The following is a 15,604-nucleotide window of genomic DNA, read 5'->3' on the forward strand; positions in this document are numbered from 1 at the left end:
CAGGAGTTGGAGTGAAAAAGTTAAGTTTCGCCATTTTGGCCATCGGGCTTGCCTCAATGGCCGCTCAGGCGGCAACCATTTATACCGCGTTCCCTGACAGCGTTAATCCGAAACAGAAGTACGTTTTTTATACGCACGGGAAAGTGTTAGAGGGAAATATTGACCGGCCGAGTAATCCAAATAAACCGCAGTGGGGCGTTTACGATTTCCCGGCGGTGAAAGAGAAGCTCAGCGATGATGGCTATAACCTGATTGCTTATCACAGAGCCAAAGATACTCAGCCAGGTCAGTATGCCGAAAAGCTAAAGCAGGATGTGAACACGCTGATTGCAAAAGGCGTTCCGGCTAAGAATATTACGCTTGTCGGCTTCTCACGCGGCGGCGAAATTACCATTCTGGCGGCAAGCAAACTGCAGAATAAGGCGCTCAACGTTGCCATTCTGGCGGGATGTACTCATTCCATTCAGGATGACGCCCGCAATCGCCTGTACGGGAACGTGCTCTCCATTTATGAAGCCTCGGATGAAGTGGGTTCCTGCCAGACGATTGCAAACCACAGTCCGGGGATGACTTATTATAAAGAGATAAAAATCTCTACCGGCCAGCAGCACGGGGCATTTTTCCGCCCTAACCCAGAATGGGTTGTTCCTTTAAAGCAGTGGCTCGCGAGCCACTGAGGCCTTGCGTACGGGGATCCCGCCTGGCGTATAGAGCCAGGCGATAAACTCTTGCGGAGGCAGTGCCTTCGCAAAATACCAGCCCTGGCAATACTCCACGCCGTGATCCACCAGCCACGCCACCTGCGCTTCGGTTTCAACCCCTTCGGCAATTGTCGTTAACTTCAGGCTGTGGGCAATTTCAATGATGTGTTCCACCAGCAAGTGGCTGGCCCGCTCGCTGGCGAGGGAATCAATAAAGCTTTTGTCGATTTTTAAAATATCGACGTTCAGGTACTGCAGGTTGTGCAGATTCGAATACCCGGTGCCAAAGTCATCAATGGCGACTTTAAAGCCCGCGTTGCGAAACTCCTGGATAAACGGCCTGGTTTTTTCAACGTCAATAAACCCTCGCTCGGTCACTTCGATTTTTATCTGCTCTGGACGAATGTTGTAGGTTTTAATCCGTTCTGAAAGTACGGTGATTAAGCGTGAAGAGTGAAAATCAGATGCTGAAAGATTAATCGAAATATAGAGGCCAGGATGGTCGGCAAGAAATTCACCAAAATCTTTAAATACGGCATCAACCACATAGTCCGATATTTTGTGAATCAGACCTTCAGATTCTGCCAGCGGAATAAACGTCCCGGGGCTGATGGTTTGTCCATTAAAATTCACCCACCGCAGCAGCGCTTCTGCCCCCACGCAATAGCCATTTTGAATATCAATAATGGGCTGATAGTGAAGTTTGAGCTGTTTTCTGGCCAGCGCTCTTAAAAGCATCCGCCGCGGGGAATTTAATTGCTGACGGGTTCGGGACCACATAATTAATATCAGCAGGCTGCAAATAACGCCTAACGGAAGCGTCAGCGTCAGTTGGTGATACCACTGGCGGTTAAACAAGGTTTCTGACGTGGAAACAATCACCGCAATCGGTCTTTTAGCCGACTGGTCGACGGCGTAAAAACGGTTATCCTCGGTAAACGCTTTCTCTTTACGCAGAATAAAACTGTGCAGCAGGTCGCTGTCGGCCCCCGGACTTAAAGAGAAAAAACTGCGGGTGACGGTGTCGTAGACGCCATAAATCAGCGAGTCATCTTCGGACAAAACTTCTGACCAGGTGAGCGGGTTAATCACCGCCATATAATGCCCACGTTGCATGTAGGTCATTTTATGCCCGGCATAAAACGGCGTATCCAGATAATAATAAATCGCGACGTCCGGTTTACGGGTATAAGAAGGGCGCGGCGCTGGCAGCGCTTTTAACGGCTTATAGCTGGTCGAGCACAGCAGCTTATCGCCGCTGACGTAAATTAAATCGGCGACAAAAAGTTTACCGCGCACAATATCCAGCATATTTGCCATATGCCGGGGACTGCATATTTCCCCGGAAAAACGTTCCGCCTCGCTGCGCGCCTCATTAACATGGCTGATGACGATTTCCGTTTTTTCCATCACCAGTTTGCCAAAAGAGTGCAGGTGCTGCTGGGTGTCACTGGTGGCGCGAACATGGGCAAAATAAATTGCCAGCATTATCGGCAGGCAAACGATCAGGACAAAACCTGAGGTACGCAACGCCTTAAGATAAATCCGTTTCACCATGATGCTCACACGTCTCTGCTTTTATGCGCCTGTTTTTATACTTTATTAGAACAACCTGATGACCACCGATTACGTTGCATCATAAAGCCTGCTTTAGCAATAGCCTTCAGCCGTTAACTCAGCGGAAATTAATTTGCGCAACAAAGAGATAAGAGGAACCGGGATGCTGTTTAGCTTAAGATTTAACCCACCGTGTTAATATGAGTTTTTCTGGGGTTAAAGCAGCAGGGAATGATTATTTAAACGAAATTGTGGTAAACATCAGATAAACAAAATGTTCACGCCTTCCACGTCCTGGTTTTCCTAAAAACACCCGCCGACCTGGCCTCAAAACCGCGCAAAAAACCATCACAACGCTGGTGATTAAACACACAAAAGTGATACACTTCACATTATCAGTGCAACAGAAAATTAAATTGCAGCTTTTTGAGGAACAAGGTTCATGGCAACAATCACCACCGGCGTGATGCTCATACGCTGGCCGCTGCTTAGTGCGGTTTTGATGTTTTTGGCAAGCAGCCTGAATATTCAGTTTCGCCGCTCGGATTACCGGGCTTTAGCCATAATCAGCAGCGGGCTGGGGATTGCCGCATCCTGCTGGTTTGCCATGGGTTTATTGGGCCTGACGCTCGGCGACTTCCCGATTATCTGGGCGTCGTTTAAAACGGGGCTGGTCGAGATCATCGCCAGAATGCCGCCCGAATGGCCGACGATGATGCCTTAACAGGCTGAGAAGTATTAAAAAAACCGCCTTCATCGGCGGTTTTTTACTTTCAGACGACAAAGCCGTAATCCCGCAGTATTTGCCGCGCAGCGTCCGAGACCAGGAACGCCCGCAGCGGCTCCGCTCGTTCGTCGCATACCGCCAGCCCATAATCGGCCTGAATATTGTAGGACGCCGGGATCTCGAACACCCGCAGTTCACGATGGGCCTGCAGCGCTGCGGCATAGCTTAGGTAACCAATCATCAGATCGGCCTGCCCGCTGGCAATAAGCCACTGCGCCGCAAGCCTGCCTTCGGGCACGGCCTGCGTGTCCGGTCCGCCAACCAGAGCTAAGGCTCGCGGCTGCAGGGCGATGCCAAATTCAGCTTCAAATCTGCCAAAGAACTGCCAGGTATAATCCCCGGAAGGATCGCTGCCCGGCGTGGACGTGCCAATGCGTAAGGCCGGATTGCTCAATAGCGTTAGCCAGGTACTCTGCTCATCAACGCAGTGCGCCGCCGCCGTCAGGCAAAGGGCGTTCCCGGCAAACCGGTGAACCGCCCGAGCTTTGCCCCGCTCCAGCAGCGTGTGCGGGTGCGCCATGTTTGCCGACGCAAACAGCGAACAGTTTTCACCGGCTTCTATACGGGCTCTTAGCAGGCCCGCAGGCCCAAATTGCGTCTCTGTCGGCAAGCTAGTTTCCTGCTCAAACTGGGCCATAAGAGGCTGCCAGACCCGCCGCAGGCTTCCCGCCGCCAGAATTTGCAGCGTCATTACTCAACGCCTTCATAGTGGGTGCGGTAAAAACGCTGATACCAGCTGTCGGCCACTTTCTTCATGTCGATGTCTTTGAATCTGGCGGGATACAGTTTTTTCGCCATCCACAGCTCGCCGATCGCCATCGCTTCCGGCATCGGGTAGCCCCAGGCTTTGGCGTATTCCGGCATCAGCCAGACCTGATGGCTTTTCACCGCGTCGATCGGCTGCCACTCGGGCTTGCTGACGATCTCATCCACCACTTTGGGGTAACGATCCTGTACGAAGATCACCTGCGGATCCCAGGCGATCACCTGCTCCATCGACACCTGCTTGAAACCTTTCACGGTCGACGCCGCCACGTTCAACGCGCCCGCGTGGGCCATCATCAGGCCGGTATATTTCCCGGAGCCGTAGGTGGTCAGGTCAGGGTTGGCCATATAAGCCCGTACCCGCTGGTCTGCCGGGATGTCTTTCAGGCGGTCGCTGACCAGCTTGCGCTCGGCAAAAGTGGCGTCGATCAGCGCTTTGGCCTGCTTCTCTTTATTAACCACTTCACCAATCAGTTCGATGCCTTCTTTCAGGCCGAGATTATAGGCTTGCTCTTCGTCCTGCATCGACGGGTTCAGTTTGCCCTGCTCGCCCGGTGTATCGTGGCGCAGAGAAATCGCAATCACCGGGATGCCGAGTTTGCTAATGCTGTCGATCATCTCCTGCGGTGCATAGTTGGTGACGAACACCACCTGAGGATGCAGCGCCACCAGCTTTTCGGTGTCCACGCTGGTTAAATCCCCTAACTGGGCCTTATGCTCAAGCTCCGGTGCCAGGCGCGCGTAGCCGCTGCCAAGCTGTTGCTTCCAGTTCGCCAGAATGCCAACCACTTTGTCGGTGGCGTTCATTTGCACCAGCAGGTTGAGCGTTTGGTGCTGAAGCACCACGACGCGGTTAACCTCGTCGGGGATCGTGACCTGGCGGCCAAGCTGGTCGGTGAGCGTGCGGTTCGCCAGCGCAGCGAGCGGGGAAAGTACTAATAGTGCGCCCAGCGTCAGGCGGCGGGTAAATCGGTTCACGGCGAGAGTCCTTATGATCGTTGTGTATGAAAATATACAGCGATCATTTCCCCGCGCCCAGCGCTTTTAAGGGGTAGATCTTACTCCGCGAACAAACTCGCCTTGCCCCCACCAAACGACCAGTCCTCAGCCTTGTTATGGCGAATGACGACCATAACGTCGTTGGGCTGAATGCCCGGTGACTCGGCAAGTTGATCGGTAATGACCCGGTAAAAACGCTGCTTCATCTCAATACTTCGTGGCTTACCGGCCGTTATCTCAATCAGAAGCCAGTCATTGCTGCGCGGCCCCGCCATATAGTGACGATCAAACCGCAGCGCTGATTTATCTTGCTCATGAAAAACCTGAAACAGATCTGCCTCCGGCACATCAAATGCCTCCACCAGCGCCCGCTGTATGCTGGATGAAACCGCCGCCAGCCAGGCCTCCGTTTTTCCTTTTAATAAGGTGACATGAAGTACCGGCATTTATTGCTCCTCCCGACGACATCCGACGATCAGCTTATCCAGTACCTTTAGCGCACTATGGGCGGCAGGCCAGCCCGCATAAAAAGCCAGATGGGTGATCAGCTCGCTTAACTCCTCATCGCTGACGCCATTTTTGCGCGCTAATTCGAGATGAATAGGCAACTGTTCAAGCCGGTACAGCGCCAGCAGCGCCGCCACGGTGATCAGGCTGCGATCGCGTTTATTCAGTTCCGCTCTTTCCCAGATATCCATGAATAACAAGTCGTTGCTCATGCTGGCAAGTTTTGGCGCCCGGCTCAAAACCCGTTGAATGTCGTGTGATGTTTCGCCCATGAAGCCTCCCGGCTGTTGTTGACAACCTGAGCATACTCATTAAGTATCATTCTAAAAATCAGATATTTTTTAACCAATAATCCTGATTTTCAGGACAATAACTATGACGAATTTAGATCTCGACGTTCTCCGCACCTTTGTGACCGGCATGGCGCTCGGCAGCTTTGCCCGGGCAGCGGACCGGCTGGGGCGATCGACCTCAGCGGTCAGCGCCCAGTTAAAGAAACTGGAAGATCAGGTCGGAACGCCGGTCGTCAAAAAATCAGGCCGGGGCCTGGCGCTGACACCAACCGGCGAAATTGTGTTGAGTTATGCGAAACGCCTGCTGGAGCTGAATGATGCCGCAATGGCTGCGGTGGGCGACACACAGCTGAGTGGGCTCTTACGGGTAGGGTTTCAGGAGGATTTTGGTGAGGGCTTGTTAACCGATGTTCTTGGGTCATTTAGTCGCGCCCACCCTGCCGTCATTCTTGAGGCACGTATCGCACGAAACGCAGAGCTGGAGTCCGCCCTCAACCATTCGCAGCTGGATTTGGCCTTACTCTGGCAAACGCCATCGGCCTCCGCAGAGAATGAGATCGGTAAAATTCCGCTGCACTGGATGGGCATCCCCGAGCAGGTAGAGGCATGCCTCGCCAATGGGCAGCCGCTACCTTTAGTGGTTTTTGATGCTCCCTGTATTTTACGCCGTCACGCCATTGAGGCACTGGATTGCGCAGGGATCCCCTGGCGGATAGCCTTTACCAGCAGCAGTCTGAACGGCCTATGGGCAGCGGCGCGAGCCGGGTTAGGCGTGACGCCAAGAACGCAGGTAGGCAAACCAGCCGATCTCCCGGTTGTCCAGACGCTTCCCGCTCTCCCTTCATTAGGCATTTGTCTACCAAGAGCCTCATCTGAACCTAATCCGATTCGGGATTGCCTGGCAGACATTATTGAAAAACAGGTGGGCGTTTTTTGCCGTTGAAGCTGAACAAGCGCCAGATTTACGGGTAAAAAGTGCAACCCCAGTTGCCAATCAATGTCCTGGGGTAATTTTTTGTTGTTAATTATTTCTATCCAGCAAAACCTGGTCTGTCCAGACCGTTTTAATACGCAAAATTAGGCCTTTCAGGGGGCTTTTTTTCCTGCCATTGCCAATAGTTGAGAGATCGGATGTCTGGATACCCGTCAAAAGAGTCTTCAATTCATTGATTTTAAATTAAAAAAATCGATAAAAATAAATGATTGAGCGGGGGGGTAAAAAGCCATATATTGGCGGCGTTTTATGCACCCTAACCGATACCTATACTCTGGATAATTCGAGTTTCAACTTGAAGCATGACGAGTATTGTTTACTTAATTCAGCCGCTGCGCTCATGCCGACGGTTGTAGGAGAGATATGATGACGGATAAAGTCCGTATTGATACTTTAGATGCAAAATCTGCAAACGCTACCAACGAAACCTATTTGGCACGACAGGCTGAATTCGAATCGAATGTCAGAAGTTACCCGCGCAAATTACCGTTCGCTATAGCCAAAGCCCAGGGCGCCTGGATCATCGACGTGGAAGGTAACCGCTACCTTGACTGTCTGGCCGGTGCGGGCACGTTGGCGCTTGGCCACAACCATCCTGACATCCTGCAAAGCATCCAAAACGTCATTACCAGCGGCTTGCCGTTACATACTTTGGATCTGACTACGCCGTTAAAAGACGAGTTCTCAGAATACCTGCTCTCTTTACTGCCGAGCCAGGGTAAAGAGTACTGCCTACAGTTCTGCGGCCCATCCGGCGCGGACGCAGTAGAAGCCGCTATCAAGCTGGCGAAGAAACACACTGGCCGCAGCGGCGTAATCAGCTTCTCCGGCGGCTACCACGGGATGACCCACGGCGCGCTGTCCGTGACCGGCAACCTGTCTCCGAAAGCGGCCATCAACGGCCTGATGCCGGAAGTACAGTTCCTGCCATACCCGCACGAATACCGCTGCCCGCTGGGCATTGGCGGCGACGCGGGCGTGAAAGCGCTGACCTATTACTTCGACAACCTGATCAACGACGTTGAAAGCGGCGTGCGCAAACCTGCGGCCGTGATCCTCGAAGCGGTTCAGGGCGAAGGCGGCGTGAACCCGGCGCCTGCAGAGTGGCTGCAGCGCATCCGCAAAGTGACCAAAGAGCACGGCATCGTGCTGATCATCGATGAAGTTCAGGCTGGCTTTGCCCGTACCGGCAAGCTGTTCGCCTACGAACACGCTGGCATTGAGCCAGACATCATCGTGATGTCCAAAGCCGTTGGTGGCGGTCTGCCGCTGGCCGTATTGGGCCTGAGAAAAGAGATCGATGCCTGGGAACCTGGCCACCACACCGGCACCTTCCGCGGCAACCAGCTGGCAATGGCCACCGGCCTGACCACCCTGAAGTACCTGAAAGACAACAAAGTCGCAGACAAAGTTGCCGCTCAGGGCGAATGGCTGAAAGGCAAACTGTACGATCTGCAGAAACGCTACCCGGCTATCGGCCACGTTCGCGGCCTGGGCCTGATGCTCGGCATTGAGATCGTGAAGCCAGAAGAAGCACAGGATCACATGGGTTGCTACCCGGCTGACGGCGCGCTGTCTGCTCTGATTCAGAAAAAATGCTTCGAAGCGGGCCTGATTCTGGAGCGCGGTGGCCGTAACGGCTGCGTGCTGCGCCTGCTGCCGTCCCTGCTGATCAGCGACGACGAGCTGGAAATCTTCCTGAGTAAATTTGAAAAAGCCTTGTTAGCCGCTGGCGCAAAAGCTGTCTGACTGGAGTAATAAATATGTCCCGATCTAACCCGATTCTGGCCTCCTCTGCCCAGAGCATTGAGGAATACCAGCAGGCGATCGCCCAGACCAGCCAGGCCGTAGTGGAATGGCTGCAGCAGCCCCAGATGTACCAGGGCAAAACCGTCGCCGAGCTGAAAGAACGCATTCAGCTCGACTTCAATCCTCAGGGCCTGGGCAACCAGGTCGCGATTGAACGCGCGATTGAGTATTTCTTAAAAGACAGCCTGCTGGTGCATCACCCGCAGTGCGTGGCGCACCTGCACTGCCCAAGCCTGGTGGTTAGCCAGGCCGCAGAAGTGCTGATCAACGCCACCAACCAGAGCATGGACTCCTGGGACCAAAGCCCGTCGGCGACCATCATTGAGATGAAGCTGATCGAATGGCTGCGCGCGCAGGTCGGTTATCAGCCTGGCGACGCGGGCGTGTTCACCAGCGGCGGGACCCAGAGCAACCTGATGGGCCTGATGCTGGCGCGTGACGCTTACTTTGCGCGCCAGGGCCACTCTGTCCAGCAGGACGGCCTGACCGGTGATATCCGCAAAATCAGAGTACTGTGCTCTGAAAATGCCCACTTCTCCGTGCAGAAAAACATGGCGCTGATGGGCATGGGCTACCAGTCAGTCACGCTGGTGAAAACCGATGAGTTTGCCCGCATGGACGTTACCGACCTGGCGGCTAAAATCGCCCAGGCGCAAGCGAACGGCGAGCAGATCATGGCTATCGTCGCCACTGCCGGTACGACCGATGCAGGCGCTATCGACCCGCTGAGCGACATCGCGAAGCTGGCCGCAGAGCACCAGATTTGGGTACACGTTGATGCAGCCTGGGGCGGCGCACTGCTGCTGTCCGAGAAGTATCGTGATTACCTGAACGGCCTGGAGCTGGTGGATTCCGTTACCCTGGACTTCCACAAGCAGTTCTTCCAGACCATCAGCTGCGGCGCGTTCCTGCTGAAAGATGCTCGCCACTACGAGCTGATGCGCTACCAGGCGGCCTACCTGAACTCCGAGTTCGACGAAGAGCAAGGCGTACCGAACCTGGTGTCCAAGTCGCTGCAGACCACCCGCCGCTTTGACGCTCTGAAGCTGTGGATGGGCCTCGAAGCGCTGGGCCAGAAACAGTACGCTGAAATCATCGATCATGGTGTGACCATGGCGAAGAATGTGGCGGCCTATGTGGCTGACCACGCTTCTCTGGAGCTGGTGATGCAGCCTCAGCTGGCGAGCGTGCTGTTCCGCTTCCGTCCGGCAAGCCTGGCTGGCCGCAGCGATGCGGAAATCGCGCTGCTGAACCAGAAAATCGGTGATGCGCTGCTGGAGTCTGGCCGCGCGAACGTTGGCGTGACCGAGCATAACGGCGTGACCTGCCTGAAGCTGACCCTGCTGAACCCAACCGTCACCCTGGAGGATGTCAAAGTCCTGCTGGCGCTGGTGGAGAAAACCGCAGAGCCGCTGCTTAACGCGTAATTTTTTGCGAATGAATAAAAGCCGGTCGCGATCCCTCGCCGCCGGCTTTTTTATTGCTTTGAGTTCTCCAGCCTGAGCTGGCGGCGAATAAATTTCGCCACTTCTTCCACCAGCTCTCTGTCTTCAGGCGTTCCCATAAATCCACCGTGCGGCATCGCCTCAAAGACGTGCAGCTCGGCTTCAACGTTCGCTTTTCTCAACACCCGGTGCAGCCTCACCGCATTCGACAGGAATAAATCCCGCGTGCCGCTTTGAATCATTGTTGCCGGGAAACCACGGGTAAAATCGCCAAACAGCGGCGAAAGATAAGGATGCGTTAACCCAGCCCCCGCGGCATAAAGCAGGTTGTTTTCCCTCAACGATCCCGGCAGTACCACATCCACAAGTTGGTTCACCTGGAAGCTGTCGCCGGACTCGGTCAGATCTGCCTCCGGGGACAGCAGCACTAAGGCGCCTGGCAACGGCAAGCCTTCATCAAGCGCCCGCAGCACCATCGCAGCGGCGAGATTCCCACCAGCCGAACGCCCGGCAATCACGATATTTTCCGGGGCATATTGCTCGAGCAGGTAACGGTATATGGCCAGGCAATCATCCAGCGCAGCCGGATAAGGATGCTCGGGCGGCATTCGGTAATCGACGCTATAGCAACGAAGCCCATACTGCACAGCCTGGGTGCTGGCACTGGCCTTGCAGGCTTCCCCCCCGCCAAAGGTAAACGCCCCGCCGTGCAGATCCACCAGAACGTGATGTTCTGAAGCCAGCGCGCCTGGCGTGGCAACATGCACCGTAGCCTGCTCAATCTGCAGTGTTTGTGGGTCCGGCTCATCGCTCGCTGGCCGGGATTTCATGGCTTCGGCATACCAGGCCGCCGAAGTGGCCTGAATCTGCTTCCAGGCTTCACCATCGGTGTGGGATGGCATCGTAAATTGCGCGTTGTGGGGCACACCGTTCTCGTCAACCTGGCGACGCAGAGCGGCCTGTGCCTCCTCACTGATGGAATCAGGGAACGGGATAATGTGCTCGGGGCGCAGAACGCCATCAAATTTGTCTGTCATTGCCTGACCTGTGATTAGTGTCTGCCGCCAGCTTTCGCTGGATAGAGAGTAGCGTGCGCCGCCTGATCCAGCCGCTGGCCGGACGAATGAGCATCCAATAGAGAGCGAACAGGGCTTTCACGCGCGGCGTTGGGCAATAGACAAAGGTTTCGGTACGTAATACCGCCGAGCCGTTGTTCTCAGGCGTGACATCAAAGCGCAAGACCAGCTTAGCCGCGCGTGAGTCGGCAAAATGCTTGAAGGCTTCGGCATCTTTCAGAGACTCGACGTCAAGCAACGGTCGCCAGAAACGCCCGGCCAAACCAAAAGAGACTTCCTGGCTGCTTTGATGCAGCAGAGTGAAAGAGCCAAACCCGAAGGTATCGGATGGTTCCGTGCTCTCTGGCTTAAACAACGCCCGGCGCAGGCGGCGAGGGAGCTGGCGCAAACGGAGTAGCCGACGAATAACCGGATCGTCTTCCATATTCAGCGCCAGAACGGCCTGAATAATGGCTTCAGGCGAACCTTCAATAGGCGGGGAGAGATGCTTTTCATAAAAGCTAAATGAAGGCAGCCATGGCGTGGCGTCCGCCTGACGCCGACACGCTCTCTCACTGACAAAACCTAAAAATGCCACGGTATCTTCCTTATCCGAGGGCCGCCTGTCCGGCAGATTTCATGCCGCCATAATAGAAAAAAACCCTGCGAGGCAGGGTTTTATTTGTTCGTCACGTACAGGGTTACACCCTGAGGGGATCAGAACGGGATATCGTCGTCGAAATCCATTGGCGGTTCGTTAGATGGCGCTGGCGCGCTCTGCTGCTGCGGACGAGACTGTGCGCCGCCGCTGAACTGGTTGCCGCCCTGTGGTTGCTGAGGCTGACCCCAACCGCCCTGCTGCTGGCCGCCGTTGCCGCCTGCCGGAGCGCCGCCGCCCTGACGGCCGCCGAGCATCTGCATGGTGCCGCCCACGTTAACCACAACTTCGGTAGTGTATTTTTCTACACCAGCCTGGTCGGTCCATTTACGGGTTTGCAGTGCGCCTTCGATGTAAACCTGAGAGCCTTTACGCAGGTATTCACCGGCCACTTCGGCCAGTTTGCCGAACAGCACCACGCGGTGCCACTCGGTTTTTTCTTTGGTTTCGCCGGTTTGCTTATCACGCCAGGACTCTGACGTGGCCAGTGTAATGTTGGCGACAGCGCCCCCATTTGGCATGTAGCGTACTTCCGGGTCCTGACCCAGATTCCCAACGAGAATCACCTTGTTTACGCCTCTGCTGGCCATGTTCGTGTCTCCTGAAACGTTTTTAAATAGTCTAAACCGGGGATTCTACACTATGCCACCCACAATGTTTATAGCTGCGAGGGACATTCCAGAATGTCGGCTAAGTATAGCTCGTTTCATTAAAACACTGGATATTCATTCAGGTTTTATTGTGTCATAATTAGCCGTTTCTGGCCGTCGGTTGTACCTCTATACATACCAGGCGCATGCAGTCATTATTCCGGGAAAGGTGAATGGATAAGATCGAAGTTCGGGGCGCCCGCACCCACAATCTCAAAAATATCAACCTCGTCATCCCGCGCGACAAACTGATTGTTGTCACCGGGCTTTCGGGTTCAGGCAAATCCTCGCTGGCATTCGACACCCTGTACGCGGAAGGGCAGCGTCGCTACGTTGAGTCCCTTTCGGCTTACGCGCGTCAGTTCCTGTCGCTGATGGAGAAGCCGGACGTCGACCATATCGAAGGGTTGTCTCCTGCGATTTCTATTGAACAGAAATCCACGTCCCATAACCCGCGTTCCACCGTCGGCACCATCACGGAAATCCATGACTACCTGCGTCTGCTTTACGCCCGCGTAGGCGAACCGCGCTGCCCGGATCACGACATCCCGCTCGCGGCCCAAACCGTCAGCCAGATGGTGGATAACGTGCTTGCGCAGCCGGAAGGCAAGCGCCTGATGCTACTCGCGCCGATCATTAAAGATCGCAAAGGCGAACACGCCAAAACGCTGGAAAACCTGGCCAGCCAGGGCTATATCCGGGCGCGCATCGACGGCGAAGTCTGCGACCTGTCCGATCCGCCAAAATTGGAGCTACAGAAAAAGCACACCATTGAAGTGGTCGTCGACCGCTTTAAGGTACGTGAAGACATCGCCCAGCGCCTGGCCGAGTCGTTTGAAACCGCGCTGGAGCTGTCCGGCGGGTCTGCCGTTGTCGCCGACATGGACGATGAAAAAGCGGAAGAGCTGCTGTTCTCCGCCAACTTTGCCTGCCCGGTCTGCGGCTACAGCATGCGCGAGCTGGAACCGCGCCTGTTCTCCTTTAACAACCCGGCCGGTGCCTGCCCGACCTGCGACGGCCTGGGCGTACAGCAATATTTCGATCCCGATCGCGTGGTGCAAAACGGCGAGCTGTCGCTGGCCGGTGGCGCTATCCGTGGCTGGGACCGCCGTAACTTCTATTACTTCACCATGCTGCGCTCGCTGGCCGATCACTATAAGTTCGACGTGGAAGCCCCGTGGAACGAGCTGAGCGACGCGGTGAAGAAAGTTGTGCTGCACGGCTCGGGCAAAGAAACAATCGAATTCAAGTACATGAACGACCGCGGGGACACCTCCGTGCGCCGCCATCCGTTCGAAGGCGTGCTGCACAACATGGAGCGTCGCTACAAAGAAACCGAATCTTCCGCCGTGCGCGAAGAGCTGGCGAAATTCATCAGCAACCGCCCCTGCACCAGCTGCGAAGGGACGCGCCTGCGCCGTGAAGCGCGCCATGTATTTGTAGAAAATACCGCGCTGCCAACGATTTCTGATATGAGCATCGGCCATGCGATGGAATTCTTCCAGAACATGAAGCTCAGCGGCCAGCGGGCGCAAATCGCGGAAAAAGTGCTGAAAGAGATCGGCGATCGCCTGAAGTTCCTGGTGAACGTCGGCCTGAACTACCTTTCTCTCTCCCGTTCGGCAGAAACGCTGTCCGGTGGTGAAGCCCAACGTATTCGTCTGGCAAGCCAGATTGGCGCCGGGTTGGTTGGCGTGATGTACGTGCTGGATGAGCCGTCCATCGGCCTGCACCAGCGCGATAACGAGCGCCTGCTGGAAACGCTGATTCACCTGCGTAACCTCGGCAACACGGTGATTGTGGTTGAGCACGACGAAGACGCCATTCGCGCCGCCGACCATATTATCGATATTGGTCCAGGCGCGGGCGTGCACGGCGGCCAGGTGGTCGCGGAAGGCACCATGAAGGATATTATTGCGGTGCCGGAATCCCTGACCGGGCAGTTCCTCAGCGGCAAACGCGAGATTGCGGTGCCGAAACAGCGCGTTGCTGCCGATCCGTCAAAAGTGCTCAAGCTCTCCGGCGCGAAGGGGAACAACCTGAAGGACGTCACGCTGACGCTGCCGGTGGGGTTGTTTACCTGTATTACCGGGGTATCCGGCTCCGGCAAGTCGACGCTGATTAACGACACGCTGTTCCCGATTGCCCAACGTCAGCTAAACGGGGCGACAATCGCCGAACCGGCACCGTACCGTGAAGTTCAGGGCCTGGAACACTTCGATAAGGTCATCGACATTGACCAAAGCCCGATTGGCCGCACACCTCGTTCCAACCCGGCGACCTACACCGGCGTGTTCACCCCCGTGCGCGAGCTGTTTGCTGGCGTACCGGAAGCGCGCTCGCGCGGCTATACGCCGGGGCGCTTTAGCTTCAACGTTCGCGGCGGGCGCTGCGAAGCCTGCCAGGGCGACGGCGTAATCAAAGTCGAAATGCACTTCCTGCCGGATATCTACGTGCCGTGCGACCAGTGCAAAGGCAAACGCTATAACCGTGAAACGCTGGAGATTAAGTACAAAGGCAAAAGCATTCACGAAGTGCTGGATATGACCATTGAAGATGCCCGCGAATTCTTCGACGCCGTTCCGGCGCTGGCACGTAAGCTGCAAACGCTGATCGACGTGGGCCTGTCCTACATTCGGCTTGGCCAGTCGGCGACCACGCTGTCAGGCGGTGAAGCACAGCGCGTTAAGCTGGCGCGTGAGCTGTCTAAGCGCGGCACCGGCCAGACGCTGTATATCCTCGATGAGCCGACCACCGGCCTGCACTTTGCGGATATCCAGCAACTGCTGGAAGTGCTGCATCAGCTCAGGGATCAGGGCAATACCATTGTGGTGATTGAACACAACCTCGACGTGATTAAAACCGCAGACTGGATTGTGGACTTAGGGCCGGAAGGCGGCAGCGGCGGCGGCGAGATCCTGGTCTCCGGCACGCCGGAAACCGTCGCCACCTGCGAAGCTTCTCATACCGCGCGTTTCCTCAAGCCATTGCTGAAGTAGTCAAACCGACAATTGCTGCCTGACCTGCTCAGGCAGCAATGCCACCGCCTGCTGATACGAAGCATCCACCAGATAATAAATTTGCGAACCGGGCAGCGAGCCGTCCAGGTAAAGCGTGCTCCAGTGCGCCTTATTCAAATGGGCGCTGGGGAAGACGTCCTGATGCTGCTGGCGCAGAAGGTCTGCCAGATCGGGCGTGGCTTTGAGGGAGACTGCCGGGCGCTGGTTCTCCGCATGCACCATGGCAAACAGCACATCGCCGACTTTGATTTGCGTGGCCTTCCAGTCGCTGTGCACGCTCTGCTCTGCGCCGGGTTTTTTCATGCAGTACTCTAAAAGATCCGAATGGGTCATCTTCATTTCCTCGTCCTGAACGTTTACCGGA

At 55.5% G+C, this 15,604-nt stretch carries 15 protein-coding genes; 6 read left to right on the forward strand and 9 right to left on the reverse strand.

Translation table 11 applies throughout. From position 1 onward, the window contains the following. Positions 1–11 precede the first annotated feature (11 nt). Positions 12–677 carry an alpha/beta hydrolase gene (locus tag WFN87_RS16610; RefSeq protein ID WP_336983330.1) on the forward strand — a complete coding sequence of 222 codons (666 nt, stop codon included), beginning with the start codon at positions 12–14 and terminating at the stop codon, positions 675–677. Here the strand turns inward: WFN87_RS16610 and WFN87_RS16615 are convergent. Next, entirely contained in the window at positions 651–2,258 is a 1,608-nt protein-coding gene (locus tag WFN87_RS16615; protein ID WP_336983329.1) for an EAL domain-containing protein, read from the reverse strand. The two genes, WFN87_RS16610 and WFN87_RS16615, sit on opposite strands and share 27 nt — an antisense overlap. A 442-nt stretch (positions 2,259–2,700) precedes the next feature. On the opposite strand from WFN87_RS16615, the gene WFN87_RS16620 reads away from it, so the two are divergent. After that, positions 2,701–2,982 carry a YjcB family protein gene (locus tag WFN87_RS16620; RefSeq protein ID WP_008455794.1) on the forward strand — a complete coding sequence of 94 codons (282 nt, stop codon included), beginning with the start codon at positions 2,701–2,703 and terminating at the stop codon, positions 2,980–2,982. 49 nt (positions 2,983–3,031) lie between these two features. Here WFN87_RS16620 and modA read toward each other — a convergent pair whose 3' ends face one another. The 4 genes from modA to WFN87_RS16640 form a co-directional block, all read right to left on the reverse strand. Next, entirely contained in the window at positions 3,032–3,736 is a 705-nt protein-coding gene (gene modA, locus WFN87_RS16625; RefSeq protein WP_336983328.1) for a molybdate ABC transporter substrate-binding protein, read from the reverse strand. Continuing rightward, positions 3,736–4,788: an ABC transporter substrate-binding protein gene (locus WFN87_RS16630; protein ID WP_336709048.1), complete on the reverse strand. Its 1,053-nt coding sequence runs from the start codon at positions 4,786–4,788 to the stop codon at positions 3,736–3,738. Before WFN87_RS16630 ends, modA begins: the two co-directional genes overlap by 1 nt. 80 nt (positions 4,789–4,868) lie before the next feature. After that, positions 4,869–5,255, reverse strand: coding sequence for a tautomerase family protein (locus tag WFN87_RS16635; protein ID WP_336983327.1), 387 nt, complete (start codon positions 5,253–5,255; stop codon positions 4,869–4,871). Continuing rightward, complete coding sequence (locus WFN87_RS16640; protein ID WP_166993092.1) at positions 5,256–5,588, reverse strand: carboxymuconolactone decarboxylase family protein; 333 nt, start codon at positions 5,586–5,588, stop codon at positions 5,256–5,258. It lies immediately after the preceding gene. 103 nt (positions 5,589–5,691) lie between these two features. Between WFN87_RS16640 and WFN87_RS16645 the strand changes: the two genes are divergently transcribed. From WFN87_RS16645 to WFN87_RS16655, 3 genes are all read left to right on the forward strand, one after another. Continuing rightward, positions 5,692–6,552, forward strand: a complete 861-nt coding sequence (locus WFN87_RS16645; protein ID WP_336983326.1) for a LysR substrate-binding domain-containing protein — start codon at positions 5,692–5,694, stop codon at positions 6,550–6,552. Between the two features lie 414 nt (positions 6,553–6,966). Continuing rightward, positions 6,967–8,352, forward strand: a complete 1,386-nt coding sequence (locus WFN87_RS16650) for a diaminobutyrate--2-oxoglutarate transaminase (RefSeq protein WP_008455804.1) — start codon at positions 6,967–6,969, stop codon at positions 8,350–8,352. 14 nt (positions 8,353–8,366) lie between these two features. Then, positions 8,367–9,839, forward strand: coding sequence for a pyridoxal phosphate-dependent decarboxylase family protein (locus WFN87_RS16655; RefSeq protein WP_336983325.1), 1,473 nt, complete (start codon positions 8,367–8,369; stop codon positions 9,837–9,839). 50 nt (positions 9,840–9,889) lie between these two features. Here WFN87_RS16655 and WFN87_RS16660 read toward each other — a convergent pair whose 3' ends face one another. The 3 genes from WFN87_RS16660 to ssb1 form a co-directional block, all read right to left on the reverse strand. Then, complete coding sequence (locus WFN87_RS16660) at positions 9,890–10,894, reverse strand: alpha/beta hydrolase (protein ID WP_336983324.1); 1,005 nt, start codon at positions 10,892–10,894, stop codon at positions 9,890–9,892. Next, positions 10,878–11,510: a hypothetical protein gene (locus tag WFN87_RS16665; RefSeq protein WP_336983323.1), complete on the reverse strand. Its 633-nt coding sequence runs from the start codon at positions 11,508–11,510 to the stop codon at positions 10,878–10,880. The genes WFN87_RS16660 and WFN87_RS16665 overlap by 17 nt, the downstream gene beginning before the upstream one ends. Before the next feature lie 119 nt (positions 11,511–11,629). Beyond that, positions 11,630–12,160, reverse strand: a complete 531-nt coding sequence (gene ssb1 / locus WFN87_RS16670) for a single-stranded DNA-binding protein SSB1 (RefSeq protein WP_008455813.1) — start codon at positions 12,158–12,160, stop codon at positions 11,630–11,632. Positions 12,161–12,393: 233 nt separating this feature from the next. Here ssb1 and uvrA point away from each other — a divergent pair, with 233 nt between their 5' ends. Then, positions 12,394–15,219, forward strand: coding sequence for an excinuclease ABC subunit UvrA (gene uvrA, locus WFN87_RS16675; protein WP_008455814.1), 2,826 nt, complete (start codon positions 12,394–12,396; stop codon positions 15,217–15,219). Here uvrA and WFN87_RS16680 read toward each other — a convergent pair whose 3' ends face one another. Then, positions 15,220–15,573, reverse strand: a complete 354-nt coding sequence (locus WFN87_RS16680) for an MmcQ/YjbR family DNA-binding protein (protein ID WP_166993077.1) — start codon at positions 15,571–15,573, stop codon at positions 15,220–15,222. Positions 15,574–15,604: the final 31 nt, after the last annotated feature.

Origin of the sequence: Cedecea sp. AS113, assembly GCF_037152415.1 — a bacterium.
Taxonomy (GTDB): Bacteria; Pseudomonadota; Gammaproteobacteria; order Enterobacterales; family Enterobacteriaceae; genus Cedecea.

Excerpts from the sequence above, each read along its gene's own strand:
- WFN87_RS16615 (WP_336983329.1), bottom strand. The coding sequence starts at position 2,258 with ATGGTGAAACGGATTTATCTTAAGGCGTTGCGTACCTCAGGTTTTGTC.
- WFN87_RS16620 (WP_008455794.1), top strand. The coding sequence starts at position 2,701 with ATGGCAACAATCACCACCGGCGTGATGCTCATACGCTGGCCGCTGCTT.
- modA (WP_336983328.1), bottom strand. The coding sequence starts at position 3,736 with ATGACGCTGCAAATTCTGGCGGCGGGAAGCCTGCGGCGGGTCTGGCAG.
- WFN87_RS16635 (WP_336983327.1), bottom strand. The coding sequence starts at position 5,255 with ATGCCGGTACTTCATGTCACCTTATTAAAAGGAAAAACGGAGGCCTGG.
- WFN87_RS16640 (WP_166993092.1), bottom strand. The coding sequence starts at position 5,588 with ATGGGCGAAACATCACACGACATTCAACGGGTTTTGAGCCGGGCGCCA.
- WFN87_RS16645 (WP_336983326.1), top strand. The coding sequence starts at position 5,692 with ATGACGAATTTAGATCTCGACGTTCTCCGCACCTTTGTGACCGGCATG.
- WFN87_RS16650 (WP_008455804.1), top strand. The coding sequence starts at position 6,967 with ATGATGACGGATAAAGTCCGTATTGATACTTTAGATGCAAAATCTGCA.
- WFN87_RS16655 (WP_336983325.1), top strand. The coding sequence starts at position 8,367 with ATGTCCCGATCTAACCCGATTCTGGCCTCCTCTGCCCAGAGCATTGAG.
- WFN87_RS16660 (WP_336983324.1), bottom strand. The coding sequence starts at position 10,894 with ATGACAGACAAATTTGATGGCGTTCTGCGCCCCGAGCACATTATCCCG.
- ssb1 (WP_008455813.1), bottom strand. The coding sequence starts at position 12,160 with ATGGCCAGCAGAGGCGTAAACAAGGTGATTCTCGTTGGGAATCTGGGT.
- uvrA (WP_008455814.1), top strand. The coding sequence starts at position 12,394 with ATGGATAAGATCGAAGTTCGGGGCGCCCGCACCCACAATCTCAAAAAT.
- WFN87_RS16680 (WP_166993077.1), bottom strand. The coding sequence starts at position 15,573 with ATGACCCATTCGGATCTTTTAGAGTACTGCATGAAAAAACCCGGCGCA.